This window comes from Streptomyces sp. NPDC046831 (assembly GCF_040645305.1).
Taxonomy (GTDB): Bacteria; Actinomycetota; Actinomycetes; order Streptomycetales; family Streptomycetaceae; genus Streptomyces.
Genome location: NZ_JBEYXZ010000013.1, coordinates 107,853 through 134,569, shown reverse-complemented (window position 1 = coordinate 134,569; position 26,717 = coordinate 107,853). Strand labels below are relative to the sequence as shown.

The 26,717-nt window shown below is 74.9% G+C and carries 27 protein-coding genes, 1 tRNA gene and 1 pseudogene; 12 read left to right on the top strand and 17 right to left on the bottom strand.

Features of this window, described 5'->3' with window-relative positions; translation table 11 throughout:
- Positions 1–277 precede the first annotated feature (277 nt).
- On the top strand, positions 278–1,147 hold the full coding sequence (locus ABZ920_RS14490; RefSeq protein ID WP_361503450.1) for a Cof-type HAD-IIB family hydrolase: 870 nt from the start codon (positions 278–280) through the stop codon (positions 1,145–1,147).
- A 216-nt stretch (positions 1,148–1,363) separates the two neighbouring features.
- Here the strand turns inward: ABZ920_RS14490 and ABZ920_RS14485 are convergent, their stop codons facing one another.
- From ABZ920_RS14485 to ABZ920_RS14465, 5 genes are all read right to left on the bottom strand, one after another.
- Positions 1,364–2,014 carry an endonuclease gene (locus tag ABZ920_RS14485; protein ID WP_361503447.1) on the bottom strand — a complete coding sequence of 217 codons (651 nt, stop codon included), beginning with the start codon at positions 2,012–2,014 and terminating at the stop codon, positions 1,364–1,366.
- Entirely contained in the window at positions 2,011–2,361 is a 351-nt protein-coding gene (locus ABZ920_RS14480; protein WP_361503444.1) for a DUF3140 domain-containing protein, read from the bottom strand. The genes ABZ920_RS14485 and ABZ920_RS14480 overlap by 4 nt, the downstream gene beginning before the upstream one ends.
- A 62-nt stretch (positions 2,362–2,423) precedes the next feature.
- Positions 2,424–2,906, bottom strand: a complete 483-nt coding sequence (locus tag ABZ920_RS14475; protein WP_361503441.1) for a DNA starvation/stationary phase protection protein — start codon at positions 2,904–2,906, stop codon at positions 2,424–2,426.
- On the bottom strand, positions 2,903–3,160 hold the full coding sequence (locus ABZ920_RS14470) for a WhiB family transcriptional regulator (RefSeq protein WP_361503438.1): 258 nt from the start codon (positions 3,158–3,160) through the stop codon (positions 2,903–2,905). The genes ABZ920_RS14475 and ABZ920_RS14470 overlap by 4 nt, the downstream gene beginning before the upstream one ends.
- A 298-nt stretch (positions 3,161–3,458) precedes the next feature.
- Complete coding sequence (locus ABZ920_RS14465) at positions 3,459–4,268, bottom strand: lysophospholipase (protein ID WP_361503435.1); 810 nt, start codon at positions 4,266–4,268, stop codon at positions 3,459–3,461.
- A gap of 124 nt (positions 4,269–4,392) precedes the next feature.
- On the opposite strand from ABZ920_RS14465, the gene ABZ920_RS14460 reads away from it, so the two are divergent.
- Positions 4,393–5,580 (top strand): thiolase family protein, encoded by a 1,188-nt coding sequence (locus ABZ920_RS14460; protein WP_361503432.1) that lies wholly within the window; start codon positions 4,393–4,395, stop codon positions 5,578–5,580.
- Positions 5,581–5,875: 295 nt separating this feature from the next.
- Here the strand turns inward: ABZ920_RS14460 and ABZ920_RS14455 are convergent, their stop codons facing one another.
- Both ABZ920_RS14455 and ABZ920_RS14450 read right to left on the bottom strand, forming a co-directional pair.
- Positions 5,876–6,676, bottom strand: a complete 801-nt coding sequence (locus ABZ920_RS14455; RefSeq protein WP_361503429.1) for a TIGR01458 family HAD-type hydrolase — start codon at positions 6,674–6,676, stop codon at positions 5,876–5,878.
- A gap of 201 nt (positions 6,677–6,877) precedes the next feature.
- Positions 6,878–7,033 (bottom strand): hypothetical protein, encoded by a 156-nt coding sequence (locus ABZ920_RS14450; RefSeq protein WP_361503426.1) that lies wholly within the window; start codon positions 7,031–7,033, stop codon positions 6,878–6,880.
- A gap of 115 nt (positions 7,034–7,148) precedes the next feature.
- On the opposite strand from ABZ920_RS14450, the gene ABZ920_RS14445 reads away from it, so the two are divergent.
- Both ABZ920_RS14445 and ABZ920_RS14440 read left to right on the top strand, forming a co-directional pair.
- Positions 7,149–7,619: a hydrolase gene (locus ABZ920_RS14445; protein ID WP_361503423.1), complete on the top strand. Its 471-nt coding sequence runs from the start codon at positions 7,149–7,151 to the stop codon at positions 7,617–7,619.
- 101 nt (positions 7,620–7,720) lie between these two features.
- Complete coding sequence (locus tag ABZ920_RS14440) at positions 7,721–8,905, top strand: serine/threonine-protein kinase (RefSeq protein WP_361503420.1); 1,185 nt, start codon at positions 7,721–7,723, stop codon at positions 8,903–8,905.
- Between the two features lie 659 nt (positions 8,906–9,564).
- Here the strand turns inward: ABZ920_RS14440 and ABZ920_RS14435 are convergent.
- Positions 9,565–9,828, bottom strand: coding sequence for a hypothetical protein (locus ABZ920_RS14435; protein ID WP_361503417.1), 264 nt, complete (start codon positions 9,826–9,828; stop codon positions 9,565–9,567).
- A 368-nt stretch (positions 9,829–10,196) separates the two neighbouring features.
- On the opposite strand from ABZ920_RS14435, the gene ABZ920_RS14430 reads away from it, so the two are divergent.
- A complete protein-coding gene (locus ABZ920_RS14430) occupies positions 10,197–10,655 on the top strand; it encodes an RpiB/LacA/LacB family sugar-phosphate isomerase (protein WP_361503414.1) in 459 nt (152 codons plus the stop codon).
- Between the two features lie 337 nt (positions 10,656–10,992).
- Here ABZ920_RS14430 and ABZ920_RS14425 read toward each other — a convergent pair whose 3' ends face one another.
- The gene (locus ABZ920_RS14425; RefSeq protein ID WP_361503541.1) at positions 10,993–12,057 is read right to left on the bottom strand and encodes a galactosyldiacylglycerol synthase; all 1,065 of its coding nucleotides are present in this window, start codon (positions 12,055–12,057) and stop codon (positions 10,993–10,995) included.
- A 248-nt stretch (positions 12,058–12,305) separates the two neighbouring features.
- Between ABZ920_RS14425 and ABZ920_RS14420 the strand changes: the two are divergent.
- A pseudogene (locus ABZ920_RS14420) lies at positions 12,306–12,542 on the top strand (site-specific integrase); the annotation flags it as partial.
- Positions 12,543–12,570: 28 nt separating this feature from the next.
- Here the strand turns inward: ABZ920_RS14420 and ABZ920_RS14415 are convergent.
- Positions 12,571–13,506, bottom strand: a complete 936-nt coding sequence (locus tag ABZ920_RS14415) for a LysR family transcriptional regulator (RefSeq protein WP_361503411.1) — start codon at positions 13,504–13,506, stop codon at positions 12,571–12,573.
- 140 nt (positions 13,507–13,646) lie between these two features.
- Here ABZ920_RS14415 and ABZ920_RS14410 point away from each other — a divergent pair, with 140 nt between their 5' ends.
- A complete protein-coding gene (locus ABZ920_RS14410; RefSeq protein ID WP_361503408.1) occupies positions 13,647–14,891 on the top strand; it encodes an MFS transporter in 1,245 nt (414 codons plus the stop codon).
- Positions 14,892–15,026: 135 nt separating this feature from the next.
- Positions 15,027–15,797 carry a cobalt-precorrin-6A reductase gene (locus ABZ920_RS14405; RefSeq protein ID WP_361503405.1) on the top strand — a complete coding sequence of 257 codons (771 nt, stop codon included), beginning with the start codon at positions 15,027–15,029 and terminating at the stop codon, positions 15,795–15,797.
- A 117-nt stretch (positions 15,798–15,914) separates the two neighbouring features.
- Here the strand turns inward: ABZ920_RS14405 and ABZ920_RS14400 are convergent, their stop codons facing one another.
- From ABZ920_RS14400 to ABZ920_RS14390, 3 genes are all read right to left on the bottom strand, one after another.
- Entirely contained in the window at positions 15,915–16,253 is a 339-nt protein-coding gene (locus tag ABZ920_RS14400) for a YciI family protein (RefSeq protein WP_361503403.1), read from the bottom strand.
- Between the two features lie 78 nt (positions 16,254–16,331).
- Positions 16,332–17,150: a precorrin-6A synthase (deacetylating) gene (cobF, locus tag ABZ920_RS14395; protein WP_361503400.1), complete on the bottom strand. Its 819-nt coding sequence runs from the start codon at positions 17,148–17,150 to the stop codon at positions 16,332–16,334.
- Between the two features lie 139 nt (positions 17,151–17,289).
- A complete protein-coding gene (locus ABZ920_RS14390; protein ID WP_361503397.1) occupies positions 17,290–17,808 on the bottom strand; it encodes a DUF309 domain-containing protein in 519 nt (172 codons plus the stop codon).
- Positions 17,809–17,909: 101 nt separating this feature from the next.
- Between ABZ920_RS14390 and ABZ920_RS14385 the strand changes: the two genes are divergently transcribed.
- A tRNA-Pro gene (locus ABZ920_RS14385) sits at positions 17,910–17,983 on the top strand.
- 392 nt (positions 17,984–18,375) lie between these two features.
- Here the strand turns inward: ABZ920_RS14385 and iolD are convergent.
- From iolD to iolC, 4 genes are all read right to left on the bottom strand, one after another.
- Entirely contained in the window at positions 18,376–20,346 is a 1,971-nt protein-coding gene (gene iolD / locus ABZ920_RS14380; RefSeq protein ID WP_361503394.1) for a 3D-(3,5/4)-trihydroxycyclohexane-1,2-dione acylhydrolase (decyclizing), read from the bottom strand.
- An 11-nt stretch (positions 20,347–20,357) separates the two neighbouring features.
- A complete protein-coding gene (iolB, locus tag ABZ920_RS14375; protein WP_361503391.1) occupies positions 20,358–21,272 on the bottom strand; it encodes a 5-deoxy-glucuronate isomerase in 915 nt (304 codons plus the stop codon).
- Between the two features lie 240 nt (positions 21,273–21,512).
- The gene (locus ABZ920_RS14370) at positions 21,513–22,391 is read right to left on the bottom strand and encodes a deoxyribose-phosphate aldolase (protein ID WP_361503389.1); all 879 of its coding nucleotides are present in this window, start codon (positions 22,389–22,391) and stop codon (positions 21,513–21,515) included.
- A 13-nt stretch (positions 22,392–22,404) separates the two neighbouring features.
- Entirely contained in the window at positions 22,405–23,376 is a 972-nt protein-coding gene (iolC, locus tag ABZ920_RS14365) for a 5-dehydro-2-deoxygluconokinase (RefSeq protein ID WP_361503387.1), read from the bottom strand.
- Positions 23,377–23,703: 327 nt separating this feature from the next.
- On the opposite strand from iolC, the gene ABZ920_RS14360 reads away from it, so the two are divergent.
- Genes ABZ920_RS14360 through ABZ920_RS14350 form a run of 3 tightly spaced genes read left to right on the top strand, consistent with a single transcriptional unit; the run spans position 23,704 to position 26,716 of the window.
- Entirely contained in the window at positions 23,704–24,717 is a 1,014-nt protein-coding gene (locus tag ABZ920_RS14360; RefSeq protein ID WP_361503384.1) for a substrate-binding domain-containing protein, read from the top strand.
- The gene (locus tag ABZ920_RS14355) at positions 24,714–25,793 is read left to right on the top strand and encodes an ABC transporter permease (protein ID WP_361503381.1); all 1,080 of its coding nucleotides are present in this window, start codon (positions 24,714–24,716) and stop codon (positions 25,791–25,793) included. Before ABZ920_RS14360 ends, ABZ920_RS14355 begins: the two co-directional genes overlap by 4 nt.
- Positions 25,794–25,798: 5 nt before the next feature.
- Entirely contained in the window at positions 25,799–26,716 is a 918-nt protein-coding gene (locus ABZ920_RS14350) for an ATP-binding cassette domain-containing protein (RefSeq protein ID WP_361503378.1), read from the top strand.
- Position 26,717 lies beyond the last annotated feature (1 nt).

The window sequence follows — 26,717 nt, the reverse complement described above, 5'->3', positions numbered from 1 at the left end:
ACCTGCGCCTCGCGCCGACCTGCGCCTCGCGCCGACCTGCGCCTCGCGCCGACCTGCGCCTCGCGCCGACCTGCGCCTCGCGCCGACCTGCGCCTCGCGCCGACCTGCGCCTCGCGCCGACCTGCGCCTCCGCGCCGACCTGCGCCTCCGCGCCGACCCGCGCGCCGGTGCCGGTGCGGCCCGGACCGGCTGACGGCGCCCACCGCACGCCCCGCGCACGGCAACGGAGCCGGCGCACCACCCCGGCGCCCATCAGCGCCCGCACAGAGACCACGAGATGTCCTCCACCCCCTCGCCCCTGCTGACCGCCCCCGATCTGCCCGCCGGCCCCGTCGACATCCGGCTGGTCGTCACCGACATGGACGGCACCCTCCTCGACGACGCCAAGCGCATACCGGCGGGGCTGTGGCCGACGCTGGCCGAGCTGCGCCGCCGGGGTGTGCTGTTCAGCCCGGCCAGCGGCCGCCAGTACGCCACCCTCGCCGAGCAGTTCGGCGACGAGGGGCGGGGTATGGTGTTCATCGCCGAGAACGGCACCTACGTCGTCCGCGACGGTGTGGAGCTGAGCTCGGACCCGCTGGCGCCCGCCGCCGCGGCCGGTGTCCTCGGCACCGTACGCGACCTGGCGCGCCGGGGCGTGGACGTGGGCGCCGTCGTCTGCGGCAAGCGGTCGGCCTACGTCGAGCGGAGCGACGAGGCGTTCCTGGCCCAGGTGCGCAAGTACTACGTCCGGCACCGGGTCGTGGAGGACGCGACCGCCGTCGACGACGAGATCATCAAGGTCGCCGTCTTCGACTTCGGGCCGGCCGAGCGGACCACCGCGCCGACGCTGCAGGCGTTCGCCGCGACGCACCAGGTCGTCGTCTCCGGCGAGCACTGGGTCGACGTGATGAACGCGACGGCCGACAAGGGCGCCGCCCTGCGCCGCCTCCAGCGGGAACTCGGCATCACGCCCGCGCAGACGATGGTGTTCGGCGACTACCTGAACGACCTGGAGATGCTGGACGCCGCGGAGTGGTCGTTCGCCATGGCCAACGCCCACCCGGAGGTCGTCCGGCGGGCCCGCCACCTGGCGCCCTCCAACAACGACAACGGTGTCCTGCGGACCGTCGCCCGTCTGCTGCACCTGCCGGTGGCGGACCTCTGACGGGCGGGTTCGGGCTGCCGGTACCCGGGTCACCGCCTGAAGCCGCCGCGCCGTACCGCTCCGTCGTATCGCCACGCCGTCCCGCCCCTCCGTACGGGAAGACGGCCGCTGACCGCCGTGCGTCCGACGGCACAGGCCGTCCCCGGGCCCCGGGCCGCGGACGGCGAGCAGCCTGGTCCTCCGGCAGTCCCGTGGGCAGTTCAGGGGCCGGCTCGGTCATCCGGCGTGGCTGAGGCACTCCTCGGCCACATGCGCATCCAGCGCGGCGCGCACCAGCGCGGCCGCGAGGACGGCCGGTTCCGTCCCGCCCGCCGCCCCGGTGAGGCGGCCGGCGTCCTCGGGCAGGCCGAGCCGGCGCGCCCCGGACAGCGCCTTGGCGTCGAGGTACGGCGCGACCTCGGGCCACACGCGCTGCACCTCGCGCAGGAAGATGTCCGTCCCGGCCGGGCCGAGGCCCGGCACCTCCCGCAGCAGACGGCGCAGCGCGGACACGTCGCCGTCCGCCTCCTCGCGCAGCCGGCGCAGGTCGCCGCCCCAGCGCTCGGTGACCAGCTTCGCGCCGTCCCCGAGCTGGGCGGACGTGCGTTCGTCGTAACGCCGGTAGCCGCCACGGCCGAGTGCTTCGATACGCCGGTGCCGGCCGGCCTCGGTCATGCGGCGCGGGTCGCGCAGCCCGGCGTCGAACAGCTCCCGGGCGGTGGCGATCGCGACCGACCCGCGGATGCGCGCGCTGAGGAGGACGGCGAGCACGAGCAGCTGGTACAGCGGCTGCGGGGTGTTCCTCAGTCCGACGCCGGCCTCCTCGGCGACCGTCCGGCCGTGCGCCGCGACCAGCTCCCGCAGGAGCCGGGCGTCGCGGTCCGTCACCGGGCCGCCTTGAGCGGGTCGTGGCCCAGGGTCATCAGCCGCTGCCGCCGGCGGGTGTCGTCAGCGTCCTCGGGCTCCGGCTCGTTCTCCGGGTCCACCTCCGAGGTGATCCTCTCGACGACCTCCCGCATCAGGCGGATGTCGTCGCCGGTGAGGTCCGTGCGGCGTTTCCGCAGGATGGCGAGGACGTGCTGCCCGGTGGGCGTGCCGGCCTCCTCGGGCAGCGGCTCGGCCTCCTCGTCGGCGTCACGGACGCGCAGCCAGCCGGCCAGCTCCTGGGAGGTCATGTTCACCACGCGGTGGAAGTCCTCCCACAGCGCGTCCGTCTCGAGGGCGTCGTCGGTCATGGGTTGGCCCCTTTCCCGTCGGTCGTGCGCCGGCTTACGACGCCGGGGCCGGTCCGCCGGGGTCAGTCCTCCCGGGGCCAGTTCTCGGCGTCGAACATCCAGCGCTGCTTCTCCAGTTCGGCGGTGATGGTGATCAGCAGGTCCTGGGTGACCGGGTCGGCCTTCTCGGTCGCCTCGATGCGCTCGCGCAGCCTCGCGACGGCGGCGTCGAGCGCCTGAACCATCACCTCGACGACCTCGTTGTCGCGCACCCAGCCGTCCTTCGGGCCCGGCAGGGTGAAGGCGGAGGCGATCGTCTCGGGCCGGCCGTCCGGGGGCAGGCCGAGGGCGGCCGCGCGCTCCGCGGCCGTGTCGGCGAAGTCGCGTGCGGCCGCGACCACCTCGTCGAGCTGCAGGTGCACGGAGCGGAACCGCGGTCCCACGATGTTCCAGTGCGCCTGCTTCCCGATCAGCGAGATGCCGAGGAGGTCCACCAGGGTGCTCTGCAGCGCGTCCCGGGTGACCTGGCGGGCCGCGTCGGGAAGCGTGCTCTTCACTTCAGTCATAGGGTGCTTCTCCTCGCGGAGTCGTCTCTGGAGGTCCGGAGCAGAGCGAGGCGCTCCTCCTCGCAGGTCCCGCCCCACACACCCGAGGTCTGTCCGCTGCCCAGGGCGAACTCCAGGCACTCGGTGATCACCGGGCAGCGGGCACAGATGCGCTTGGCGGCGTCGATGTCCCGCACCGCCGGTCCGACCGTGCCCACGGGAAAGAACAGTTCGGGGTCCTCGCCCACGCAGGCAGCACTGCGCAACCACTCCATGGGGGCGCGGGTGCCCTGGGCGGAAGGGCGCAAACACCCCGGTGGCGCGGGCTCCGGCGGCCGTTCCCCGCCGGCGGCGACCCGGTCCCCGGCCCGCGAGGAAGCCGGTTGCCGGCCGGCGAACGGCGTGCCGCAGGCCACGCCTACGACGGCCGACCGGCACACCGGCTCGCGACCCCACCGGACGGCACGTCGGCTCGCGACCACGCCGGCCGGCGCGCAGACCGGTGGGCGAAGGCGTCACCCGACAGGCGGACGAGCCGGGGCCGGCCGGGCGGCAGGTCGGCCGGCGTGCGCGTCAGCCCGCGAGAGCGTCGTCCAGGAAGCGGGTCAGGTCCCGGAACACCTCGTCCTTGTGCGTTTCCAGGAACACCTCGTGCCGCGCGCCCGGGTAGATCCGCTCGGTCAGGTTCCCGCCGCTCAGCCGCTCCACCCCGGAACGGCTCCCGGCGAGCGGGACCAGCCGGTCGTCGGTGCCGTGCAGCCACAGCAGCGGCAGCGGGCCGACGTCACCGCCCCCGGCGACGTCGGCGAGGGTGCGGACGAACGCCTGGAGCGTCGGCCGCTTCATGGGGCCGTGCCAGACCAGCGGGTCCGCCGCGTAGGCCGCGCCGACCGCCGGGTCGCGGGAGAGCGCGGCGGGACTGATCGGCGTGTCGGGGATCTCGTCCAGGGCGAGCAGCCGCCCGGGCAGCTCCCAGGCGCCGATGACGGGGCCCGACAGGACGAGCGCGGCGAGCCCGTCGCCGTACCGCTGGGCGTAGCGGGCCGCGATCAGGCCGCCCATGGAGTGGCCGATCACGACGACGGGCAGGTCGGGATGCGCGGTGCGGGTGAGGAGGGCCGCGGTGTGCAGGTCGGTCACCACGTCCTCGAAGTCCTCGATCACCACCCGTTCGCCCGCCGACTTCCCGTGGCCCACGTGATCGGGCGCGACGACCGCCGCGCCGTGCTCCGACAGCACGCCCGCCACCTCCTCGTACCGCCCGGCGTGCTCGCCGTAGCCGTGCGCCAGCAGGGCGACGTAGCGGGGGCGGGGGTGCGGCCACTCGTGGACGGTGAGCGGGCCGCGGGTTCCGGTCAGGACGTGCTCGCGGGCGTCGGCCATGGCTCCTCCTGGGGTGTCGGGCGGGTCCGGGGGGATCTTCCCAGGGAGCCGGTGAGAGGTCTATAGTCCGAGACAGCACAAAACTAGCGGTGCTAATTAAGCGGGCTGTGTGAGGAGTCCTGTCGTGCGTCCCGTCCATTTCGCGGCCGCCCGCCGCACCCCGATCGGCAAGCTGCGCGGAGCCCTGTCCTCCGTCCGCCCCGACGATCTCGCCGCCGCCGCGATCCGCGCCCTGGTCGCCGACGTGCCCGCGCTCGACCCGGCCCGCGTCGACGACGTCTACTGGGGCGCCGCCAACCAGGCGGGCGAGGACAACCGCAACGTCGCCCGCATGGCCGCGCTGCTCGCCGGACTCCCCGAGACCGTCCCCGGCGCGACGGTGAACCGGCTGTGCGCCTCGGGTCTTGAGGCGGTCACCACCGCCGCCCGCACCATCGCCGCCGGCGAGGCGGACATCGTGATCGCGGGCGGGTCCGAGTCCATGAGCCGCGCCCCCTTCGTGCTGCCCCGCCCCGACGAGGCCCTGCCGCACCGCATGGAGACCTTCGACACCCGCCTCGGCTGGCGCCTGGTCAACCCCGCGATGAAGGAGCTGCACGGCCTGCTGGCCATGGGCGAGACCGCGGAGGAGGTCGCCGCGCGGTACGGCGTGCCGCGCGAACGCCAGGACGCGTTCGCGCTGCGCAGCCACCAGCTCGCCGCGAAGGCCCGCAAGGACGGCCACTTCGACGACGAGCTGCTGCCCGTGGAACGCCCCGACGGCGTCGTCGTCGACAGCGACGAGGGCATCCGCGAGGACACCTCCCTCGACAGGCTCGCCCGGCTGAAGCCGGTCTTCCGCGCCGGCGGCACGGTCACCGCGGGCAACGCCTCACCGATGAACGACGGCGCCGCCGGGCTCCTGCTGGTCAGCGAGGAGGCCCTGAACGACCTGGGCCTTGAGTCCCTCGGCCGCTACGTCGCGGGCGCCTCCGCCGGCGTCCACCCCGACGTGATGGGCATCGGACCCGTCCCGGCCACGCGCAAGGCGCTCGCCCGCGCCGGCTGGAGCGTCGGCGACCTGGAGGAGGCCGAGTTCAACGAGGCGTTCGCGGCCCAGGCCCTCGCCTGCGTCGACCAGCTGGGCATCGACCCCGACCTGGTCAACCCCAGCGGCGGCGCGATCGCCCTCGGCCACCCGCTCGGCTGCTCGGGCGCCCGCATCCTCACCACCCTCCTGCACCGCATGCGCCGCACGGGCGCGTCCCGCGGCCTCGCGACGATGTGCGTGGGCGTCGGGCAGGGCAGCGCGGTCCTGGTCGAGAGGCACTAGGGGCCGCCGACGCGACAGGCCGTGGGGTGCGTGCGGGCACCTGGGCCCGCGACGCGGGCCGTTCCGAGCCGACCGGCACGGAACGGCCGCGGCACGGAACGGCGGCGGCACAGCCCGGCCCGTCCGGCGCCGTGCGCACGGCCGGCCGTGGCGGGGAGCGGGGGAGCGGGGGGACGGCTCCCAGGACGGTTACACCAACGCACCACCTCAGCAAGGGTGGAGCAAGCCGGGGGAACCGGGGACAGCCCCCGGGGCGCGCTCGGCCGGGCCCGGCGGGCCCATGCGGGACGGCCGGTCACCCAGGCCCGGGGGACGCGAGCAGCGCGGGCACGTCGGCGAAGGAGCCGACCACCCGGTCGGGCCGCCCGCTCGCCTCCTGTTCCGTCTCCGGCAGGTACTTGCCGGTCCTGACGAGCACCCCGGTCAGGCCGGCCCGCTGAGCCGCCAGGACGTCCGACTCGATGTCGTCCCCGACCATCAGCGCCTCCTCGGCCCGGACGCCCAGGTGCGCCAGCGCCGCCTCGAAGAACGCCCGCGACGGCTTGCCGGTGACCTCCGCCTCGGTACGGGCGGCCGCCTCCAGCCCCAGCAGGAAGGCGCCGGAGTCGAGCTGGAGCCCCTGGTCGGTCCGCCAGTACAGGTTCCGGTGCATGGCGACCAGCCGGGCGCCCCGCTGCAGGTGCCCGAAGGCCCGGTTCAGCGCGGCGTAGTCGAACGCCGCACCGGCGCCGCCGACGACGACCACGTCCGGCACGGCGTCCGCGTCGGACGGGTCGAGGACGGTGACGCCGGCCAGGTCCTCGGCGATGTCCCCGCTGTTCAGCAGGGAGCAGCGGGCTCCGGGCGCGCGGTCGGCCAGGTACGCGGCGGTGACCGCCGGCGCGGTGAGGATGTCGTCGGGGCCGACGGCGAAGCCCGCCGACGTCAGCGCCCCGGCGATCGAGGCGCGGGTGCGGGACGTCGTGTTGGTGAGCAGCACGACGCCGAGGCCGGCCGCCCGGATCTCGCGCAACGCCTCCACCGCGCCGGGCAGCGGCCGCCAGGAGACGGTGAGGACCCCGTCGATGTCGATCAGGACAGCGCGTACGGATGCCATGAGGGGACGATAACCATCCGTGCCCGTGCGAGGGGAACCCCGCCACGCTCCGGCCCCGCCGTCCCGGACGACCGCCCGGGGCGCCGCCGCGCCGGGACGCGCCGCGCTGGGACGCGCCGGGACGCGCCACGCCGGGACGGTGCGAGCGGGAGCGTGGCCCGGGACGCCGCGAGCGGGGGCGCGGCTCGGAACGCCGCCGTGTCAGGACTCCGTGCGGGCGAGCGCGGCCCTGAGCCGGTCGTAGCGGTCCACGTCCGTCCACACGTCGGCGCGGCGGGGCCGGCCGGCGAACCAGCCCCAGACGCTCGCCACTACGCCCGTCCCCAGCGGGATGAGCAGCCATGTCAATACCGTCACGATCGCCCTTCTTCCACACCCCTGGCCGGATCAATCGGATCAACGGATATGGCGGCAATATGGCCTACCGACTTGCATACTCGGCCTGAGCCAACGTGACGAGGGGAGAGCCGGGTTGGACCTTCTCCGGCGGCTCCCTGCCGCGTTCTGGACGGTCCCGTACGACGGCGCCCGCCACCCGGGAGCGCCCGGCGCGGAGCGGCCGCCCGTTCCCGCGGCCGGGGCGAACTGCCAGCTGTTCGCCTACGCCGTGCTGCGGCACTTCGGCCTGGCTCCACCACCGCTGCGGTCGAGCGAGCTGTGGGCCGACACCCGTTTCACGGTCCGTGTGCCGCGGGCCCGGCCGCTGGACCTGCTGCTGTTCAACGCCACGGACGACGCCTACGGCGCCCACGTCGGGGTCTGGGTGGACGAGGACGCGGTGCTGCACCTGAGCCGGGAGGTGGGACGGCCGGCGGTCTGGCGGACGGCGGACTTCGCGGCGCGGGAGCGCTACCGGGTGCTGGTCGGCGTCAAACGGGTCCTCGCCGCCCGGGTGCCCGGCGCCCACGGGCGGACGGTCGGCGACCCCCCAAGTGATCGTTAAGATGGGCCGGTTGGCACGACCCGTGCACGACGGCCGGCTGCTGCCGGGACCGCCGCGGTGTGCGTGCGTGAGGGCGGGACTTCGGGATAGGGGCGTTCACGGTGCTGGTGGCGGATCGGTACCGGCTGCACGCGGTCGTCGGGCGGGGCGGGATGGGCGAGGTCTGGCAGGCCTCGGACGAGGTCCTCGGCCGCCCGGTCGCGGTCAAGCTGCTGCTCAACGACGGAGCGGACGCGTCGGCCGCGGCGCGGTTCCGGCTGGAGGCGCAGACCTCGGCGCGGCTCAACCACCCCCACGTGGTGGGCGTGTACGACTTCGGGGCCTGGGAGGACCGCTTCTTCCTCGTCATGGAGCTGGTGGAGGGCGACAGCCTGGCCGGGGAACTGAACACCGGCGGACCGCTCACCCCGGACCGGCTGGCCCAGGTGGCGCTGCACGCGGCCGAAGGGCTCGCCGCGGCGCACGCCCAGGGCATCGTGCACCGGGACGTCAAGCCCGGGAACCTGCTGACGGGCCTGGACGGCACCGTCCGCATCGGCGACTTCGGCATCGCGCGCTTCGTCGACGACCCGTCGGCGGGACTCACCACGACCGGGCAGATCGTGGGCACCGGCCTGTACCTCGCACCCGAACGCGCCATCGGCACCCCGGCCGGCCCGGCGTCCGACATGTACTCGCTCGGCTGCGTGCTCTACCAACTGGCCGTGGGGCGGCCGCCGTTCGAGGCCGCGACCGCCACCGCGCTGCTGTACCAGCACGTCGACTCGCCGCCCGTGCCGCCCCACCAGCGGGGCGCCGCGCTCCCGCCCGCCTTCGAGGCGTACCTGCTGAGCATGCTCGCCAAGCGGCCCGAGGAGCGGCCGACGGCCCGGGAGGCGGCGGACTGGTTCCGCAGCGAGGCCTGGCGCGGGGCGCCGCAGCCGCTGCCGCCGGAGGAGCAGGGCCCGCCCCACGGGCGCACGGGTGCGAGCCACGGGCGGTCCGGCTCCTCCCAGCGCCGCACGGCTGCGGCCCACGGGCGGTCCGGTTCCTCCCAGGACCGCGCGGGCGCGGCCCACGTGCGGACCGGTCCGTCCCGCGGCGGCCCCTCCGGCGGCCGGGGCGTCCCGGCGCCGGCGGCGGCAGCGTCGGGTGCGGACACGGAGTGGAACACCACCGTCCACCGGGTTCCCACCCGTCGCCCCGGCCTGCGGTCCTCGCTGGGCCGGCACCCTCGCGCGGTCGTCCTCGTGAGCGGCGCCGTCCTCTTCGTGTCCGCACTGCTCCTCGGCATGGCCTGCTTCTAGGCTCTGTCTGACCCTTCGCGTCTGCCGCGCGACGCCCTGCACGCTCCCCAAGGCTCTCGGCTTGGCTCGGGCAGGGGGTACCCCTGCTCGCCGCACCGGCCCCGGACCCGAGCACGTCCAGTACGGGGGCCTGGGGCCGGCACGCCGGGAGCACGCACCTGACGCCGCGCGGCCGCCCCTCGGGCGACGACGGGCATGGTCGGACAGGACCTACTAGGGCCGGTCCGTCGTCACCTGCCCTGCGCCGCCCGGAGGGCGGCTCCGCGGCGTCCGTGCGTATACCGGTGTGCCGGGCGGACGCTGTCGTACCCGGACCGCTCGGGCTGTCGCCCGGTGCGGCGGGATCGCGTGTCGGACGCCGTAGGGCGCAGGGGAGTTCGCGACGACGGTCCCAGCGCCCGTTGCGGGCGCGGTCCCGGCCGGGCGGCGCCCGCCGGACGCGCCGCAGCCGCAGACCAGCGCGCCCGCGCCCGGCGACATGCCCGCCGGTGCCGGGTGCCCGCCGGACGCGCGCGCCCGCCCGCCTGGCGGCGAGGACCGCACGCGGGGACGGCGCGGCACAACCCCGGGCCGCCGGCGGCACCGCCGGGCGCCCACCGGTGTCGGCGGCGGGTACGGCGGCGCCGGTGCGCCGGGACGTGAGCCGGTGCGCCGAAGTGTCAGCCGTTGCTGGTGAGCCACCGGTGCAGCGCCTGGTGCACGCTGTCGGGCAGCGCGCTCAGCTGTTCGATCGCCTCCCGGTCGCCCGGCAGCGGGGCGATGCCGGCGGCGGTCAGCGCCGCGTGCAGGTCCAGGCGGCGCAGGTCGTAGGGGTCGATGGAACAGCTGATGCGCTGCGCCGGGTTCGGCGGCGCCAGCAGGAAGTCGTCGCCGGTCCCGCGGTCCCAGGCGGAGGCGTCCGGCAGGGGCGTCATGGTCTGCATCGGTTCATCCGTTCTGTCGCGTCGTGCCGTCTTGGTCGGAAAGGAGGCGGATCGTCGGTGCCGCGGTTGCACGCCTGCCGGCGAATCACCCGGTGGATGCAACCGTCGTCTCGTCACACCGGACTGCGATGGCGCCTGGCGGAGGGGCGGGGCCGGCTCCCGGACGGTGGCCGGTCGGTGGTGGGTGTGGGCGGTGGCCGGTGGGCCCCGCTCGCCGTACAGCGGGCGCGCGTGCGTCCGCGTGCCGCCGACAAGGCCGGGGCCCCGTCCGCGTGCCGCCGACGGGGCCCCGGCCCTGCCGCGCCACGGTCCGGCGATGTCCCGGACCGGTCTTGGACTGCCGGTGCGCGCTGAGTAGTCTCCGGAGCATGCGGATCTCCGTCTCCTCGGACATGGACGAAGCCGTGGCCCGCTCGCTGGTCACCCGGCTGCGCGAGCGCGGACACGAGGTGGTGACCCACGGCGCACTGCGGCCCGGGGACGACCCGCAGTGGGCGGTGTGCTCCGCGGCCGCGGCCCGCGACGTCGCCGAAGGGAGCTCCGACCAGGCCGTCGTGTGCTGCTGGACCGGCACGGGCGCGTCCATCGCCGCCAACAAGGTGCCGGGTGTCCGGGCGGCCCTGTGCACCGACGCGGCCACGGCGGAGGGAGCCCGCCGCTGGAACGACGCCAACGTGCTGGCACTGAGCCTGCGTCTGACGTCCGAGCCGCTGCTGGGGGAGATCCTCGACGCCTGGTTCGCCGCCACGCCGAGCGAGGACCCCGAGGACGTGGACAACGTCGCCCGCGTCGGCCGGCTGGACCTCGACCGGACCGGCCCTGCGTAGGTCCTGTCTGACAATTCGCGCGGCAGACGCGACTTGTCAGACAGCACCTAGAACCAGGGGCGGGCCGGCCCTGCCGCCGGGCCGGGGCCCGGGCCCGGGCACCGCACCGTCGCCGCGTCGCAGGGGCGCCTCGTAGGCGGGATGCACGGCGGCCGCCCGCCCCTTGGCCGACCGGCGGCCGTTGGCGACAGCGGCCGGCCACGGCCGTGAGAGCGGCAGCGGCTGCGCCTGGTCGGGGCCGGGAGTCGGGCGGCAAGGGGCTGCGCCTGGTCGGGGCCGGGAGTCGGGTGGCAAGGGGCTGAGCCTGGTCGGGGCCGCGGATGTCCGGCGGCCGGGACTACGCCCGACGGACGCCGTCCGCGCGGGCCAGGTGGGACAGCGCGTCGTCCCGGAAGAGCGCCCGTCCGGCCGCGATCCGCTGGTCGCGTTCCGGACCGGGTCCGGTGAGACGGGACAGCGAGCGCAGCAGGCCGGAGGCGTCCGCCGCCCGGTCCGACACGCCGAGGGCCGCCATCCGGCCGACGCCCTCGGCCCCGTGCCCGGGCAGCGGCCGGTAGCCGATCACCGGGACGCCGGCGGCGAGGGCCTGCACGGCGGTCTGCCCGGCCGCGTTGTCCACCAGGGCCGCACAGGCGTGCAGGAGGTCCGGCATGTCGGCCACCCAGCCCGGCGTGAGGACGCCCGGGAGCCCGGACATGGCACGCCGCAGCCGTTCGTTGTGCCCGCACAGCACGACGGGCAGGAAGCCGTTCCCGGCGAGCAGCCGCGCGGTGCCGGCGAGCCGGGATCCGGCTCCCCACGCCCCCGCGGAGAGCAGCACCGCCGGGCGCCCGGGGGCGAACCGTTCGAACCGCCGCCGCCACCCGGCCGTCCCCGGCCCTTCGGTGAAGAAGCCGGGAGCCACCACGGGGCCCGTCGTCCGGGCCGGCCGGCCGGTGCTCCGGCGGACCTGGGCGGCGGCCTCGTCCGTGACGCACAGATGCAGGTCGTTGCCCGGGTGGAGCCACTGCCGGTGCACGGCGAAGTCCACGACGACGACCGCCGCGGGCACCCGCAGCACACCGTGCGCGCGGAGATGGCCGGTCAGCTGGGCGGCCAGGTGGAACACCGGTACGACGACGTCGGCGCCCGTCTCGCGCACCCGGCGCATCAGCGGGTCCGCCGCGAGCCGCGCCAGCGGGGTGCCGCTCGGGCGTGGGCGCGGCCCCGGCCGCAGGAAGTACGCGTAGATCCCGGCGTACGCCCACGGGAAGCGGCGGACGGACGCCTGGTAGAAGCCGCGCAGCCCGGACCCGACGCCGGGGGGCAGAAGCGTGAGGATGTCGACGACGTGCGCCTCCCGCCCGGCGGCACGGGCGCGGCGGGCCAGCTCGGCGGCCACCGTGTCGTGGCCGGAGCCCATGCTGGCGCTGACGAGGAGCAGCCGTGCGGCCCCGTCGTGAGGGGCCCGGGCGGGCCGGGCGGGCGCGTGTTCGGTCATGGGTCCCCGGAGGCCGGCAGCGGAGGCGTCGCCGCCGTTCCGGGCGGCACCGGGGGTGGGTAACCGCTCCTGGCCGCGGTCACACGGGCCCGCCGGTCCAGTCACCCGAGCGGGGCACGGTCCGCCGGTCGCCCACCCCCCGACCGGACGAGCCGCCGGACGTGCCCGCGGACTCCGGGACCCCGGCCCGTTCGGAGACGGCGGTCGACCGGCTGATCGCGCGCAGGGAGGCGCACCTGCGGGAGAGGACGCTGCGGCGGAGGCTCTACGAGACCGCCGGGCGGGCCGAGGAGATCCCGGGCGTCGACGTCGAGGAGCTGGACTTCGCCGGGTGTCGTTGCCTGGTCGAGGGTGCCCGGACCAAGGCCCGCCGCCGGGGCCAGTCATGCGAGGACCACGTGCTGAAGGGCAGGGCCGGCCCGCACGGGGGGGCGTTCAGCGCGGAATCACCCAGCCCGGTGCCCAGGTCCCGGCGGCATCGTGGCCGGCGGTCGTGGCGGCGAGGTGGGTGCGGAGGGTGGTCAGCGCTGGGTGGGGGTTGTCGCGGTGCCAGAGGAGCGAGTGCGGGTAGACGGGCGTCGGGTCGGTGACCGGGATGCGGCGCAGGCCGTGGTCGGCGGGCCAGATGAGGCGGGTGTGCCCGCCCATGAAGGTGGCCAGGGCCGGGGTGTCGGCGATGGTGTCGAGGAGCGCGTCGGAGCCGAAGTTGGGGCCGGTCACCTCGATGGTGAGGCCGAACTCGGCGACGAGGTCGTCGTAGTAGGCGCCCCACTCGGTACCGGGGGCGATGCCGGGCATCCAGATCCGGTGCCCGGTGAGCTGGGCGACGGTCACGGACCGGGCGCCTGCCAGTGCGTGGGCGGGGCCGGTGAGGAGCTGGAGCGGCTCGTCGAGCACGCGGACGGACTCGATGTCCCCGGGAAGGGGTCGGCCGGGCGCGGCGACGGCGCGGAAGGACGCGTCGATCGCACCGGAGCGAAGGGCGGTGACGGCCGCCTCGATGTCGAACAGCATCACCACGTCGAGGTCGATCTCGGGGTGTGCGCGGTGGAAACCGCGCATCAGGCTCGACTGCGCGCTGCGCGAGGCGATCACGTCGACGCGCAGCGGACGGTGGCCGGGGCGCACGGACGCGCCGGCACGTTCGGCGACGCGCAGCAGCTCACGCGCGTGGGGCAGGAACGCCTGACCATCGATGGTGAGCTCAGCGCCGCGGGGGGCACGGATGAACAATCGCACGCCGAGGGTGCGTTCCAGCGCGGCGATGCGTTTGGAGACGGCCTGCTGGGTGATCGACAGGTCGGCGGCGGCTTTCTGGAACTGGCCCGCTTCCGCGACGGCGACGAAGGTACGTACTGCTTCGAGATCCACGCCGACCCACCCTAGTGAACAACTCACGGTTGTGGATTGCTGGCGGTTCAGTTGTTTGACCTGGGGTTGTCCTGCCCGCTTGTCTCTCATCGGTCAACGTCGGCTTGTTCGAATGGGACCTCAAGGGGAGTGCGCTGAGCATGGTGGGCAGGAGGCGGTTGGGCCGGCAGTTCGGCTGGCTGTGGGCGTCCTATGCGGTGAGCGCCTATGGGTCCGGGCTGGGGTTCGGGGCGTTGCCGCTGATCGCCGTGCTGGTGCTGCATGCCGGACCCGCTGAGGTGTCCGCGCTGTCCGCGGTGGGGCCTGCGGTGGGTGCCCTGATCGCGGTGCCGCTCGCGCCGTGGGTGGAGTTCCGGCGCAAGCGCCCAGTCATGATCATGATGGACCTGACCCGGTGTGCGGCCATGGGGACGATCCCCGTCGCCTACGCCTTCGGCTGGCTCGGTCTCGTCCAACTGCTCGTGGTCTCGGCCGTGGTCGCCGCAGCCAGGATCGCCTCCAACGCGGCCGGCGGCGCCTACCTCAAGGCCCTCGTCCGACCGGACGACCTGCTCGTCGCCAACGCGCGGTTCGAGTCCACGAACTGGAGCTCCATCGCAGTGGGGCCACCGCTGGGCGGGGCGGCGACCGGCCTGTTCGGGCCGGTCACCACCGTGGTGGCCGACGCGCTCAGCTACCTGCTCTCCGCGTTGGGCATCACCGCGATCCGCGGCCAGGAAGAAGCGCCGCGAACGACCGACAAGAGCCCGGTCCGGGCGGGCGCACTGCTCGACGGCTGGCGACACATCATGGGCCACCCCGGTCTGCGGCCCCTCTACCTCAACCAACTGCTTGTCGCCGGTCTGATCATGGCCACCGAGCCGCTGCTGGCCGTGCTCCTGCTTCGCCGGCTCGGGTTCCCGCCCTGGCAGTACGCCCTCGTCTTCGCCGCCCCCTGCCTCGGCGGACTCATCGGCTCCCGGCTGGCCCGCCGTGTCGTGGCCCGCTTCGGCCGGCACCGGGTCTTCCGGACCGTCGGCACCCTGCGCGCCGTCTGGCTGATCGGCCTGGCCTTCGTCCGTCCCGGCATCGTCGGCCTCGTCACCGTGATGGCCGTCGAGCTGGCGATCATCATCAACATGAGCCTGTACAGCCCGGTGCTCGCCACCTACCGGCTCGAACACACCCCCAAGCATCTCGTCGCCCGCACCCTGTCGGCCTGGTCGATCGGCCAGCAGGCGTCCATCGCCGTCCTGACCGCACTCGCCGGGCTGCTCGCCGACATCACCAGCCCGCGCACCGCTCTCACGGTCGCAGGACTGCTCATCCTGACCACCCCGCTCCTGCTTCCCCGACAGGACCAGACGTCGCAGCACGAGCCGGAACCGTCCCGCAGCCACTCATGAGGCACCGCAACTGCCACCGCAGGCCGCAGCCGGTCCGCCGGTGCGCGTCCGCGTCGACCTGGCCTCCGGGGGAGCCGCTCGTCTGCCGGGCACCCGCGTCCCGGCAGGCCGTCTACGCCCCGTACGCTCGTCGGCATGTCCCCGCACGTCCTGGTCCTCGGCGGCACCACCGAGGCACGTGAGCTGGCCGCCGAGTTCGCGGCACGTCCCGGCTGGAGGGTGACGACCTCGCTGGCGGGCCGGGTGGCCCGGCCCGGTGCGACGGCGGGCGAGGTGCGCGTGGGCGGCTTCGGCGGCGCGGAGGGGCTGGCGGCATGGCTGCGCGAGCACCGCGTGGACGCCGTCGTCGACGCCACCCACCCCTTCGCCGCGTCGATCACGCGGAACGCGGCACGGGCGGCCGGTCTGACCGGTGTCCGCCTGGTCGTCCTGCGCCGCCCCGGCTGGCAGCCCGGTCCCGGGGACCGCTGGCACCCGGTCGCCTCGCTGGGCGCGGCCGCGGAGGCACTGCCCGCCCTCGGACAGCGGGTGTTCCTGACGACGGGGCGGATGGGCCTCGCGGCGTTCGCCCACCTCACCGGCCTGCACTTCGTCGTCCGGTCGGTGGAACCGCCCGCGCCGCCGATGCCGCCGGACACGCACGTCGTCCTGGCCCGCGGGCCGTTCACCGTCCGCGAGGAGACGGCGCTGCTCCGCGCGCACGGCGTCGACGTGCTGGTGACCAAGGACAGCGGGGGAGAGGCGACGGCGGCGAAACTCACGGCGGCACGGGAGCTGGGACTGCCGGTCGTGGTCGTCCGGCGGCCGCCGCTGCCGGACGGCCTGACCGCGGTCCCCGACGTGGCGGGCGCGCTGGCCGCCCTGCACGGACCGGGGCCGGGCCTGCCGGGACCGGACGGACGGTGAAGGCGGCCGCCGCCACCGGCGGCCCGGTCCGGCAGGCGGGACGGAAGACAGGCGTGCCGGATCCCGTGGACCTGCCGACGCATCAGGCGGGCCCCAGCCGCGGCGGGTCGTCTCCGCTCAGACGGTCTGGTCGGGCATGATCTCCCGGACCTCCTGCGCGCAGCGGCACGCGGCGGCGATCCTGGCAGCCCACTCCAGCGCGTCCTCGCGTGAGGGCACGTCGATGATCGAGAACCCGCCGAGGACCGCCTTGGTCTCCGGGTACGGGCCGTCGGTGACGGTCCCGTCGGTGGCCACGACGCTCGCCCGCTGGCTCTCCAGCCCACCGCCGAACACCCATACGCCGGCCTCCTGAGCCTCCCGCACCACCTGGAGCGAGGCCTTGGCCACCTCGGGCAACTCCTGCTCGGGGAAGGTCATCGCGCCGTCGTCGAACGAGATCAGGTACCGCGTCATCGGTGATTCCCTTGTCCGGTGGCCCTACGGCCGGGCTCTCACCCTACGGCGAGCGGCTTCCCCGGAACCGACGTTCCATCAGGCTTCCGGAACAGGCCCGCCGCTCCCGGTCCGCTGGTCGCCCTTCGGCTCGGCCGGCCTCCGGCGCAGCAGGTACGTGTCCATGATCCAGCCCTTGCGCTCGCGCGCCTCGGCCCGCAGCCGCTCGATCCGCGGGGCGGCCTCGGCGATCGGGCCGGAGACGAGGATCTCGTCCGGGGTGCCGATGTAGGCGCCCCAGTAGATGTCGACGTCCTGGTCGGCGTACCGCCGGAACGTCTGGTGCGCGTCGAGCATCACCACCACGTCGTCCACGGCGTCCGGGAACCCCTCCGCGAGCCGCCGGCCGGTGGTGATCTGCACGGGCCGGGCGACCCGGTTGAGGCCTGTGCGGTGCCGGGCGACCAGCGCGGAGACGCTGCTGATGCCGGGCACGACGTCGTAGTCGAAGGAGACCGTGCCCCGCTCCAGCACCTCGGCCAGGATCCCGAGCGTGCTGTCGTACAGCGAGGGGTCGCCCCAGACGAGGAACGCGCCGGTCTCGTCCCCGCCCAGTTCCTCGGCGATCAGCCGCTCGTAGATGTCGGCGCGGGCGGTGCGCCAGTCCTCGACGGCGGGGGAGTAGGCCGCACCGCCCGCGGACCGGTCCCGGTCGGGGTCGCGGGCCTCCACCAGGCGGTACGTCCCCTCCGGCACGTGCGTGCGCAGCATGTCCCGGCGCAGCCGGACCAGGTCGGACTTCACCTCGCCCTTGTCGAGGATGAAGAACACGTCCGTGTCGCGCAGCGCCCTGACGGCCTGCAGCGTCAGCTGATCCGGGTCGCCCGCGCCGATACCGATGACATGAATCTTTCGCACGCCCCGAGTGTGCCGTACGCCTCCGGCGCGCCGTGCACCGGTTCCGCACCGTCGCCGGGGACGGCCCCGGCCGCCGCGCTGCCCGCCCCCGACGCGCGGGACGCCGCGCCGCCCAGGCCGGTCCCGCCGCGGGATCAGGTCACCGCGCGGCCCGCAGCCGGGGTGCCCGCGCCGCGGCGTCCACGGCCGTTCCCCGCTCCACGGCGTCCGCGAGTTCGCCGGCCCAGCCGGCCAGCCCGGCGAGGTCCATCCCATACGGGTGCCGCTCGCCGGAGCCGGCCGCCCACTCCTCCACGGCGTCGGCGCCGCGCCGCAGCAGCCGGGCGCCCCCTGCGACGTTGCCGCGGGCGGCGTGCGTGAGCCCGACCGCCAGCTGGGCGAGCCCGCGCCACAGGGCGCGCTCCGCCTCGGGCCCCGACTTCCAGGCGTCCTCGAAGACCTCGTGCGCGTGGAACGGCTTGCCCTCGTCCAGCAGCGCCTGCGCCTCCGCGACCGTCTGGTCGGGGGTGCGGACGACGCCCTCCGGCTGCCGCGGCACGCCGTCCGCGCCGTACGGCAGGGGCCGTCCGAGCCCGTCGCGCGGCCGGGCGTTGCGTGCCCGGCCTTCACTGTCCCGGTCCCGTGCGCCGGCCGGTACGCCGGATGATGTGCTGCTCATACGCCGATTGTCTCCCGCCGCCGTGCCCCTTTCGGCGCACCCCCCACCGTGGGGTAAAGTGGCGTTCACGCGATCACGCGGGTCACCGCACGTGAACGCATCGGGACGTGGCGCAGCTTGGTAGCGCACTTGACTGGGGGTCAAGGGGTCGCAGGTTCAAATCCTGTCGTCCCGACTCGTGACAGCGCGAGTCGGTGCCGGAGGGCCGTGGCAGAGGGATCTGCCACGGCCCTCCGCCGTTTCCGGCAACGCTCCATGGTCCGGAAACGGGACCGGCAGCCGGTCCGTGATCCGGAACCGGCGACCGGGAGCCGGTCCCTTATCCGGAACCGGCGACCGGGAGCCCGTCCATGGTCCGCGGGAGCCGGTCCGCCGTCCGGGGAACGCGCGCCGCGGCGCGCGCTCGTCCTGATCGGTGAGGGGCGCCGGTCCCGCCTTCGCCGTGCGGGGAGCGCGGGCGCCGACGGTCCGGCCTTCGCCGTGAGGCGCCCGCGGGTGCCGACGGTCCGGCGGGCGCCGCGCGGGCGGTCCGGCCCGCGGCGGACGCCCTCTGCCGCGCGGCCGGTGTCACAGGTGCCGGCGGCGGTCGGCCACGTGCCGGTCGTAGTCCGCGCGCGCCCGGACGGCGGCCTCCCGGGTGGCCGTCTCTGCGACCGGGACGTCCCACCACGCCTCGGCCGGGGGAGCGGCCGGCACCCCGCTCCCCGTGTCCGTCTCGACGTACACGCAGACGGGGCGTTCGCAGGCGCGGGCCGTGGCGAGGGCCTCCCGCAGCTCGCGCACGGTCTTGGCGCGCAGCACGTCCATGCCGAGGCTGCCCGCGTTCGCGGCGAGGTCGACGGGGAGCGGGGGGCCGGTGAAGGCGCCGTCGGCGGCCCGGTGGCGGTAGGCCGTGCCGAAGCGTTCGGCGCCGACCGACTCCGACAGGCCGCCGATGGAGGCGTAGCCGTGGTTCTGGATCAGCACCAGGTTGACGGGCAGGCCCTCCTGGACGGCGGTGACGATCTCCGTCGGCATCATCAGGTAGGTGCCGTCGCCGACCAGCGCCCAGACCGCCTTCTCCGGCGCGGCCTGCTGGACGCCGATCGCGGCCGGGATCTCGTAGCCCATGCAGGAGTAGCCGTACTCCACGTGGTACTGGCGCGGCGAGCGGGCCCGCCACAGCTTGTGCAGGTCGCCGGGGAGGGAACCGGCGGCGTTGACGACCACGTCGTCGTCGCCGACGACCGCGTCCAGCGCGCCGAGGACCTGCGTCTGGGTCGGCACCGCGCTGTCGTCGTCGGCCCGGAACGCGGCCTCGACCACCCGCTCCCAGCGTTCCCTGCCCGCCCGGTACTCCGCCTCGTAGGCGGCGTCGACGCGGTGGCCGGCCAGTGCCTCGGCGAGCGCCTCGAGTCCGGCCCGGGCGTCGGCCACCAGGGTGCGCGCGGCCAGCTTGTGCGCGTCGAAGGCGGTGATGTTGAGGTTGACGAAGCGGACGTCCGGCCGCTGGAACAGGGTGCCGGAGGCCGTGGTGAAGTCGGTGTACCGGGTGCCCACGCCGATGACCAGGTCCGCGGTGCGGGCGACGGCGTCGGCGACCGCGGTGCCGGTGTGCCCGATGCCGCCGAGGTCGGCGGGGTGGTCGTGGCGCAGCGATCCCTTGCCCGCCTGGGTGGAGGCGACGGGGATGCCGGTGGCGTCGGCCAGGGCCCTCAGCGCGTCCTCGGCCGCGCTGTGGTGGACGCCGCCCCCGGCGACGATCAGCGGCCGGCCGGCGGCGCGTACGGCCCGTACGGCGTCGGCGAGTTCCACCGGGTCGGGGGCGGGGCGCCGGACGCGCCAGATCCGCTCGGCGAAGAACTCCGCGGGCCAGTCGTACGCCTCCGCCTGCACGTCCTGCGGCAGCGCCAGGGTGACGGCGCCGGTCTCGGCCGGGTCGGTGAGGACCCGCATGGCGTGCAGCGCGGAGGAAACCAGGGCCTCGGGTCGGATGATGCGGTCGAACCAGCGGGAGACCGGGCGCAGGGTGTCGTTCACCGACACGTCCGCCTCCACCGGGTGTTCCAGCTGCTGCAGCAGCGGGTCGGCGGGGTGAGCGGCGAAGTAGTCCCCGGGCAGGAGCAGCACCGGCAGGCGGTTGACGGTCGCCAGGGCCGCCCCGGTGACGAGGTTGGTCGCGCCCGGGCCGATGGAGGTGGTCACCGCCATCGTCGACAGACGGCCCCGCTGGCGGGCGTACCCGACGGCCGCGTGCACCATCGCCTGTTCGTTGCGTCCCTGGTGGAACGGCATCAGGTCCTCGCCCGCCTCGACCAGCGCCTGGCCGACACCCGCCACGTTGCCGTGGCCGAAGACGCCCCAGGTGCCGGCGATCAGCCGCTGTCTCACCCCGTCGCGTTCCGTGTACTGGGCGGCGAGGAAGCGCACCAGCGCCTGGGCGACGGTGAGGCGGACGGCCGGGGCGTCCGGCCTGCCGGCCCCCGGCTCGCTCGGCCGGTCCGGTTCGTTCCGCCGGCCCGGTTCGCTCGGCCGGCCCGGTTCGCTCGGCTGGTTCATCGGAGTACCTCTCACGGGGACGACGGGGCGGAGGCGGCGGACGGTGCGGTGTACAGGGGCAGGCGGGGGTCGACGGGCTGACCGGGCCAGGTGCCGCGGATCCAGGCGTGGTCGGGGTGGTCGCGGATCAGCCAGGCGCGTTCGGGGTCCGGGCCGGCCATGACGTTGAGGTAGTACATGTGGTGGCCGGGCACGGCCATCGACGGCCCGTGCCAGCCGTCCGGGATCAGCACGACGTCGCCGTCGCGCACCTCGGCCAGCAGGTCCGTCCCCCGGCCCCGCCCGGACGGGGAGACCCGCTGGTAGCCGAGGCCGGGCGTGCCGTCGTGGGCGGCGAACTCGAAGTAGTAGATCTCCTCCAGGACGGACTCCTCGCCGGGCCGGTGCTCGTCGTGCTTGTGCGGCGGGAAGGACGACCAGTTGCCGCCCGGGGTGATCACTTCCACGGCGATGAGCCGGTCGCACGCGAACACGCCGGCGGCGCCGAAGTTGTTGACCTGGCGGCTGCAGCCGCCGGTGCCGCGCAGCTCCACCGGCACGTCCGCGGCCGGGCCGTAGCGGGCGGGCAGACGGCGGGCGCAGCGCGCGCCGGTGAGCGCGAACCGTCCGCCGCCGTCGCTGGAGAGGGTCGTGCGGGCGTCGCGCGGCACGTACGCGAAGTCGCTGACGGCGGTGAACACGCTCGTGCGGCCGGCCAGGCGGAAGGCGCTGTGGCCGAAGTCGTCGGCGCAGCCGACCGTGCAGCTCCCGCTGAGCGGCAGCACGATCCACTCGCTGTCGCCGGTGTCGAAGGTGTGCGAGCCCCCCGGCGGCAGGTGCAGCACCCGCAGCGCGGAGTGGTCCCAGCCGGCGGACCCGGGGGAGACGTCCACGGCGCAGGGGCCGCGGGACGCCGTGCCGGCGGGCAGGTGGTACGAGCTGGTCATCGGGGTGCCTCCTCGGCAACGGACGTTCACAACCGGCCGCCTCACGACGGGCCTCCTCGAACGGACCCCCTGACGACGGACGTCGCCACGACGGACCTCCTCGAACGGACCCCCTGACGACGGGCGTCGCCACGACCGACCTCCTCACCGCGGACGCCTCGGACGCCGTCACCTCGGAGCCGTCGCCCCGGACACCGTGACACCGGACGCCGGCACGACGGACGTCGCCCCCACCGGTGTTCACAGCAGCCCCACGGCCGTGTCCACCGCCTCCTCCACGCTGCCCCCGGCCGGATACAGCAGGGAGCGGCCGGCGACCAGGCCCTGGACGGTGGGGAGCCTGAGCGCCTTGCGCCACCGCTCGTAGGCGCCCTCCTGATCGTCGCCGACCTCGCCGCCGAGCAGCACCGCCGGCAGCGTGGAGGTCTGGAGGACCTCGGCCATGTCGTCGGGGTCCTCGGTGACGGGCAGCTTCAGCCAGGTGTACGCGGAGGTGCCCCCCAGGCCGGAGGCCACGGCGATGGAGCGGGTGACGGCCTCGGCGGACAGGTCGTTGCGGACCCGGCCGCCGACCCGGCGGGAGACGAACGGCTCGACGAACACCGGCAGCCGCAGCCCGGCCATCTCGTCGATGGCACGGGCGGCCGACTCCAGGGTGGCGAGCGAGCCGGGGTCGCCGTAGTCGATGCGCAGCAGCAGCTTCCCCGCGTCGAAGCGGAGCCGGGCGAGGTCGCGGGCCCGGTGGCCGGTGAAGCGGTCGTCCATCTCGAACGCGGCGCCCGCGAGGCCGCCGCGGTTCATGGAGCCCATGACGACCTTGCCGTCCAGCACCCCGAGCAGGAGCAGGTCCTCCAGTATGTCGGCGGTGGCGAGCACCCCGTCGACGCCGGGCCGCGACAGCGCGACGCACAGCCGCGCGAGCAGGTCGGCGCGGTTGGCCATGGCGAGTCCGCGGTCGCCGACGGCCAGCGCGCCGCGTGCCGGGTGATCGGCGGCCACGATCATCAGGCGCCCGCCGCGGCCGAGCAGCGGGCGCCGCACCCGGCGGGCGGCCGCCTCCTCGACGGCCTCCGGGCACGTGGCTCTGACCGCGGTGAGGTCGGGGATGCCGAGGGTCACGTCGGGGCTCCGTTCAGGCGGTGGCTCGCGCGAGGAGGTCGTCGACCTCCGCCCCGGTGGGCATGGCGGAGGAGCAGGCGAGGCGGGAGGCGACGAGGGCGCCGGCGGCGTTGGCGTACCGCATGGTCGTCGTCAGGTCCCAGCCGGACAGCAGCCCGTGGCACAGCGCGCCGCCGAAGGCGTCCCCGGCGCCGAGGCCGTTGACGACCTCGACGGGCACCGGCGGCACCTCGGCCCGGCTGCCGTCCCGGTGCACCGCCAGCACGCCCCGCGGGCCCTGCTTGACGACGGCCAGCTCCACGCCGGCGGCGAGCAGCGCCCGCGCGCAGGCCGCGGGCTCGCGGACGCCGGTGGCGATCTCGCACTCGTCGAGGTTGCCGACCGCCACGGTGGCGTGCCGCAGGGCCTCGGCGTAGTACGGGCGGGCCGCGCCGGGGTCGGTCCAGAACATCGGGCGCCAGTCGAGGTCGAAGACCGTGGTGCCCGCTCCGGCGCGGGCCGCGACGGCGGCGAGCGTGGCGGAGCGGCTCGGCTCCTCGCTCAGGCCGGTGCCGGTGATCCAGAAGATCCGGGCCGCGCGGACGGCGGCGAGGTCCAGTTCCTCGGGACGGATCTCCATATCCGGTGCCTTGGGGCGGCGGTAGAAGTACAGCGGGAAGTCGTCCGGCGGGAAGACCTCGCAGAAGGTGACGGGCGTCGGGTAGGCGCCGACCGGTGTGACGAAGCGGTCGTCGACGCCGAACTCCTTCAGCGCCCGGTGCAGGAATGCGCCGAAGGGGTCATCGCCCGTACGGGTGATGACCGCGGCGGCGCGGCCCAGGCGGGCGGCGGCGACCGCGACGTTGGCGGCCGATCCGCCGAGGAACTTGCCGAAGGTCTCCACCTCGGCCAGGGGTACGCCGGACTGCAGGGGGTAGAGATCGACCCCGATGCGGCCCATCGTGACGAGGTCGAAGGACGGGGCGGACGGGACGGGCTCGGCCATGCGCGACGCTCCTGGAGACGGCGGGGTGCGGTTCCCGAGGGCTTCTGCGGCGGCGGGCCCGCCGCTCCCGGGGCCTGCCGCATCCTCAGGTCTAGGGCCCGGGGGCCGCACTGTCAATAGTTTGTACTTACATTCGGACCAACGAGTGAAATAATGTCCTAACAAAATATTGACAGGGACCGCGTCAGGGGATTTGATCCCGTCCCAGCACCACAGCCGGATCCACGGCACACGACCCGGACCCGAGCAGACCGGGCCCCGGATCCTCGCGGTCGCCGCGGTGTCCCCTCCCGTCGTTCCCCTGTCGCACAGTGAGGTGCCGGAAAGATGGACCGCTCTTCTCGCTCCCGCACACTCGCCCCCGTCGTGGCCGTGGCCGCGGCGGCGGCCCTGACCCTCGCCGGCTGCTCCAGCGGTTCCGGCGGCAAGAAGGCCGAGGAGGGCGGGGGCGACGCCTCCGCGGGCAGGGCCGCCACGCCCAGGATGACGGTCGCACTCGTCACGCACCAGGCACCCGGCGACACCTTCTGGGACATCGTCCGCAAGGGCGCCGAGGCCGCCGCCGCCAAGGACAACGTCAAGCTCGTCTACTCCGCCGACCCCAACGCCGGCAACCAGGCCGGCTACGTGCAGAACGCGGTCGACCAGAAGGTCGACGGCATCGCGGTCACCCTGGCCAAGCCGGACGCCCTCAAGGCCGCCGTGGCCAGGGCGACGAGCGCGGGCATACCCGTCGTGGGCCTCAACTCCGGCCTGAGCGACTGGAAGAGGCTCGGCCTGACGGAGTTCTTCGGGCAGGACGAGACCGTGGCGGGCGAGGCGTTCGGCAGGAAGCTCAACGAGGTCGGCGCCAGGAAGGCCGTCTGCGTCATCCAGGAACAGGGCAACATCGGCCTGACCCAGCGCTGCGCCGGTGTGAAGAAGACCTTCCGGGGCGCCCTGGAGAACCTCTACGTCAACGGCACCGACATGCCGTCGGTGAAGTCGACGATCACGGCCAAGCTCAAGCAGGACGGCGCCATCGACTACGTCGTCGCCCTCGGCGCCCCGTTCGCGCTGACCGCGGTGCAGTCGGTGGGCGACGCCGGCAGCAAGGCGCGGATCGCCACCTTCGACCTGAACAAGGACCTGACCGGAGCCATCCAGAAGGGCACCATCCAGTTCGCCGTCGACCAGCAGCCCTACCTGCAGGGGTACCTGGCCGTCGACTCCCTGTGGCTCTACCGGCACAACGGCAACTACAGCGGCGGCGGCGAGCAGCCGGTGCTGACCGGCCCGGCCTTCGTCGACGCGTCCAACGTCGACAAGGTGGCCGCGTTCGCCGCGAAGGGCACCCGGTGACGCGCGTGACCCAGCAGGCCGCACCCGCGGCGGGCACACCGCCGGCCCCCGGACCGCGGCGGACCGACGGCCGCACCGCGCGGCGCCCCCAGGCGTTGCGCCTGCTCGCGCGGCCGGAGGTCGGCGTCTTCCTCGGCGCCGCCGCCGTGCTCGTCTTCTTCCTCGTCGCCGCGCCCTCGGTCCGCCAGGGCGGCTCGATGGCGACGATCCTCTACCAGTCGTCGACCATCGGGATCATGGCGCTGCCCGTGGCGCTGCTCATGATCGGCGGCGAGTTCGACCTGTCCGCCGGCGTCGCCGTCGTCACCTCGGCGCTGACCGCGAGCATGCTCAGCTACCAGCTCACCCTGAACGTGTGGACCGGCGTCGTCGTCGCGCTGGCGGTCTCCCTCGGGATCGGCGCGTTCAACGGCTGGCTGCTGGTGAGGACCGGACTGCCCAGCTTCCTCGTCACGCTCGGCAGCTTCCTGATCCTCCAGGGCGTCAACCTCGCGGTGACCGCGCTGGTCACGCACAACGTCGCCACCGACGACATCAGCGCCATGGACGGCTTCGACCAGGCCAAGGCGGTCTTCGCCTCGTCGTTCGACGTCGGCGGGGTCCGGGTGCAGAGCACCGTCGTCTGGTGGCTGGTCTTCGCGGCGCTCGCCACCTGGGTGCTGCTGCGCACCAAGTACGGCAACTGGGTCTTCGCCGTGGGCGGCGACCAGGACAGCGCCCGCGCCGTCGGCGTCCGGGTCACCTTCACCAAGGTCTCGCTGTTCGTGCTGGTCGGCTTCGGCGCCTGGTTCGTCGGCATGCACCAGCTGTTCTCCTTCAACACCGTGCAGTCCGGCGAGGGCGTCGGCCAGGAGCTCATCTACATCGCCGCCGCCGTGATCGGCGGCTGCCTGCTCACCGGCGGCCACGGCTCCGCGATCGGACCGGTCTTCGGCGCCTTCATGTTCGGCCTGGTGAACCAGGGGATCGTCTACGCCGGCTGGAACGCCGACTGGTTCAAGGCGTTCCTCGGCGTGATGCTCCTCGGCGCCGTCCTGATCAACCTGTGGGTCCGGCGCACGGCCACGAGGAGGTGACCCCCATGTCCCACGACGCGAGCGCGGCCGGCGGCCCCGTCCCAGCAGGCGCCCCGGCCCCCGCGCAGGACCGGCCCGTCGTCGAACTGCGCGGGGCCGGCAGGTCCTACGGCACCGTCCGCGCCCTGCACGGCGTCGACCTCGCCGTCCACGCCGGGAAGGTGGCCTGCGTGCTCGGCGACAACGGCGCCGGCAAGTCCACCCTCATCAAGATCATCTCGGGGCTGCACCAGCACACCGAGGGCGCGTTCCTCGTCGACGGCCGGCCGGTGCGGTTCGCGGGCCCGCGCGAGGCCCTCGACCGCGGCATCGCCGCCGTCTACCAGGACCTGGCGACCGTGCCGCTCATGCCCGTCTGGCGCAACTTCTTCCTCGGCTCCGAGCTGACCCGCGGCCCCTGGCCCTTCCGCCGCCTCGACATCCCCCGCATGAAGCGGACCGCGGACGCGGAACTGCGCGCGATGGGCATCGTCCTCGACGACCTGGAGCAGCCCGTCGGCACCCTCTCCGGCGGCCAGCGCCAGTGCGTCGCGATCGCCCGCGCCGTCCACTTCGGCGCCCGCGTCCTCATCCTGGACGAACCGACCGCCGCCCTCGGCGTCAAGCAGTCCGGGGTCGTGCTGAAATACGTCGCCGCCGCCCGCGACCGCGGCCTCGCCGTCGTCCTGATCACCCACAACCCCCACCACGCCTACCTGGTCGGCGACCACTTCAGCGTGCTGCGCCTGGGCACTCTCGAACTGAGCGCCGAGCGCGGCGAGGTGAGCCTGGAGGAGCTGACCCTCCACATGGCCGGCGGCGCCGAGCTCGCCGCCCTCCGGCACGAGCTCGCCCAGGGGCGCGGCGCCGGCGTCGACGAGCCTCCCGGCGAGCAGGAACCCACCCCGCCCGCGACACCCCCCTCCCGCGAAGGGACCCCCTGAC

What these genes read in the sequence shown, in the direction of transcription:
- iolD (WP_361503394.1), bottom strand. Translation starts at nt 20,346, where the DNA reads ATGAACCAGCCGAGCGAACCGGGCCGGCCGAGCGAACCGGGCCGGCGG.
- ABZ920_RS14400 (WP_361503403.1), bottom strand. Translation starts at nt 16,253, where the DNA reads ATGACGCGGTACCTGATCTCGTTCGACGACGGCGCGATGACCTTCCCC.
- iolC (WP_361503387.1), bottom strand. Translation starts at nt 23,376, where the DNA reads ATGGCCGAGCCCGTCCCGTCCGCCCCGTCCTTCGACCTCGTCACGATG.
- ABZ920_RS14425 (WP_361503541.1), bottom strand. Translation starts at nt 12,057, where the DNA reads ATGGGCTCCGGCCACGACACGGTGGCCGCCGAGCTGGCCCGCCGCGCC.
- ABZ920_RS14430 (WP_361503414.1), top strand. Translation starts at nt 10,197, where the DNA reads ATGCGGATCTCCGTCTCCTCGGACATGGACGAAGCCGTGGCCCGCTCG.
- ABZ920_RS14390 (WP_361503397.1), bottom strand. Translation starts at nt 17,808, where the DNA reads ATGAGCAGCACATCATCCGGCGTACCGGCCGGCGCACGGGACCGGGAC.
- ABZ920_RS14465 (WP_361503435.1), bottom strand. Translation starts at nt 4,268, where the DNA reads ATGGCCGACGCCCGCGAGCACGTCCTGACCGGAACCCGCGGCCCGCTC.
- ABZ920_RS14480 (WP_361503444.1), bottom strand. Translation starts at nt 2,361, where the DNA reads ATGACCGACGACGCCCTCGAGACGGACGCGCTGTGGGAGGACTTCCAC.
- ABZ920_RS14410 (WP_361503408.1), top strand. Translation starts at nt 13,647, where the DNA reads ATGGTGGGCAGGAGGCGGTTGGGCCGGCAGTTCGGCTGGCTGTGGGCG.
- ABZ920_RS14350 (WP_361503378.1), top strand. Translation starts at nt 25,799, where the DNA reads ATGTCCCACGACGCGAGCGCGGCCGGCGGCCCCGTCCCAGCAGGCGCC.
- ABZ920_RS14475 (WP_361503441.1), bottom strand. Translation starts at nt 2,906, where the DNA reads ATGACTGAAGTGAAGAGCACGCTTCCCGACGCGGCCCGCCAGGTCACC.
- ABZ920_RS14360 (WP_361503384.1), top strand. Translation starts at nt 23,704, where the DNA reads ATGGACCGCTCTTCTCGCTCCCGCACACTCGCCCCCGTCGTGGCCGTG.
- iolB (WP_361503391.1), bottom strand. Translation starts at nt 21,272, where the DNA reads ATGACCAGCTCGTACCACCTGCCCGCCGGCACGGCGTCCCGCGGCCCC.
- ABZ920_RS14455 (WP_361503429.1), bottom strand. Translation starts at nt 6,676, where the DNA reads ATGGCATCCGTACGCGCTGTCCTGATCGACATCGACGGGGTCCTCACC.
- ABZ920_RS14405 (WP_361503405.1), top strand. Translation starts at nt 15,027, where the DNA reads ATGTCCCCGCACGTCCTGGTCCTCGGCGGCACCACCGAGGCACGTGAG.
- ABZ920_RS14470 (WP_361503438.1), bottom strand. Translation starts at nt 3,160, where the DNA reads ATGGAGTGGTTGCGCAGTGCTGCCTGCGTGGGCGAGGACCCCGAACTG.
- ABZ920_RS14435 (WP_361503417.1), bottom strand. Translation starts at nt 9,828, where the DNA reads ATGCAGACCATGACGCCCCTGCCGGACGCCTCCGCCTGGGACCGCGGG.
- ABZ920_RS14490 (WP_361503450.1), top strand. Translation starts at nt 278, where the DNA reads ATGTCCTCCACCCCCTCGCCCCTGCTGACCGCCCCCGATCTGCCCGCC.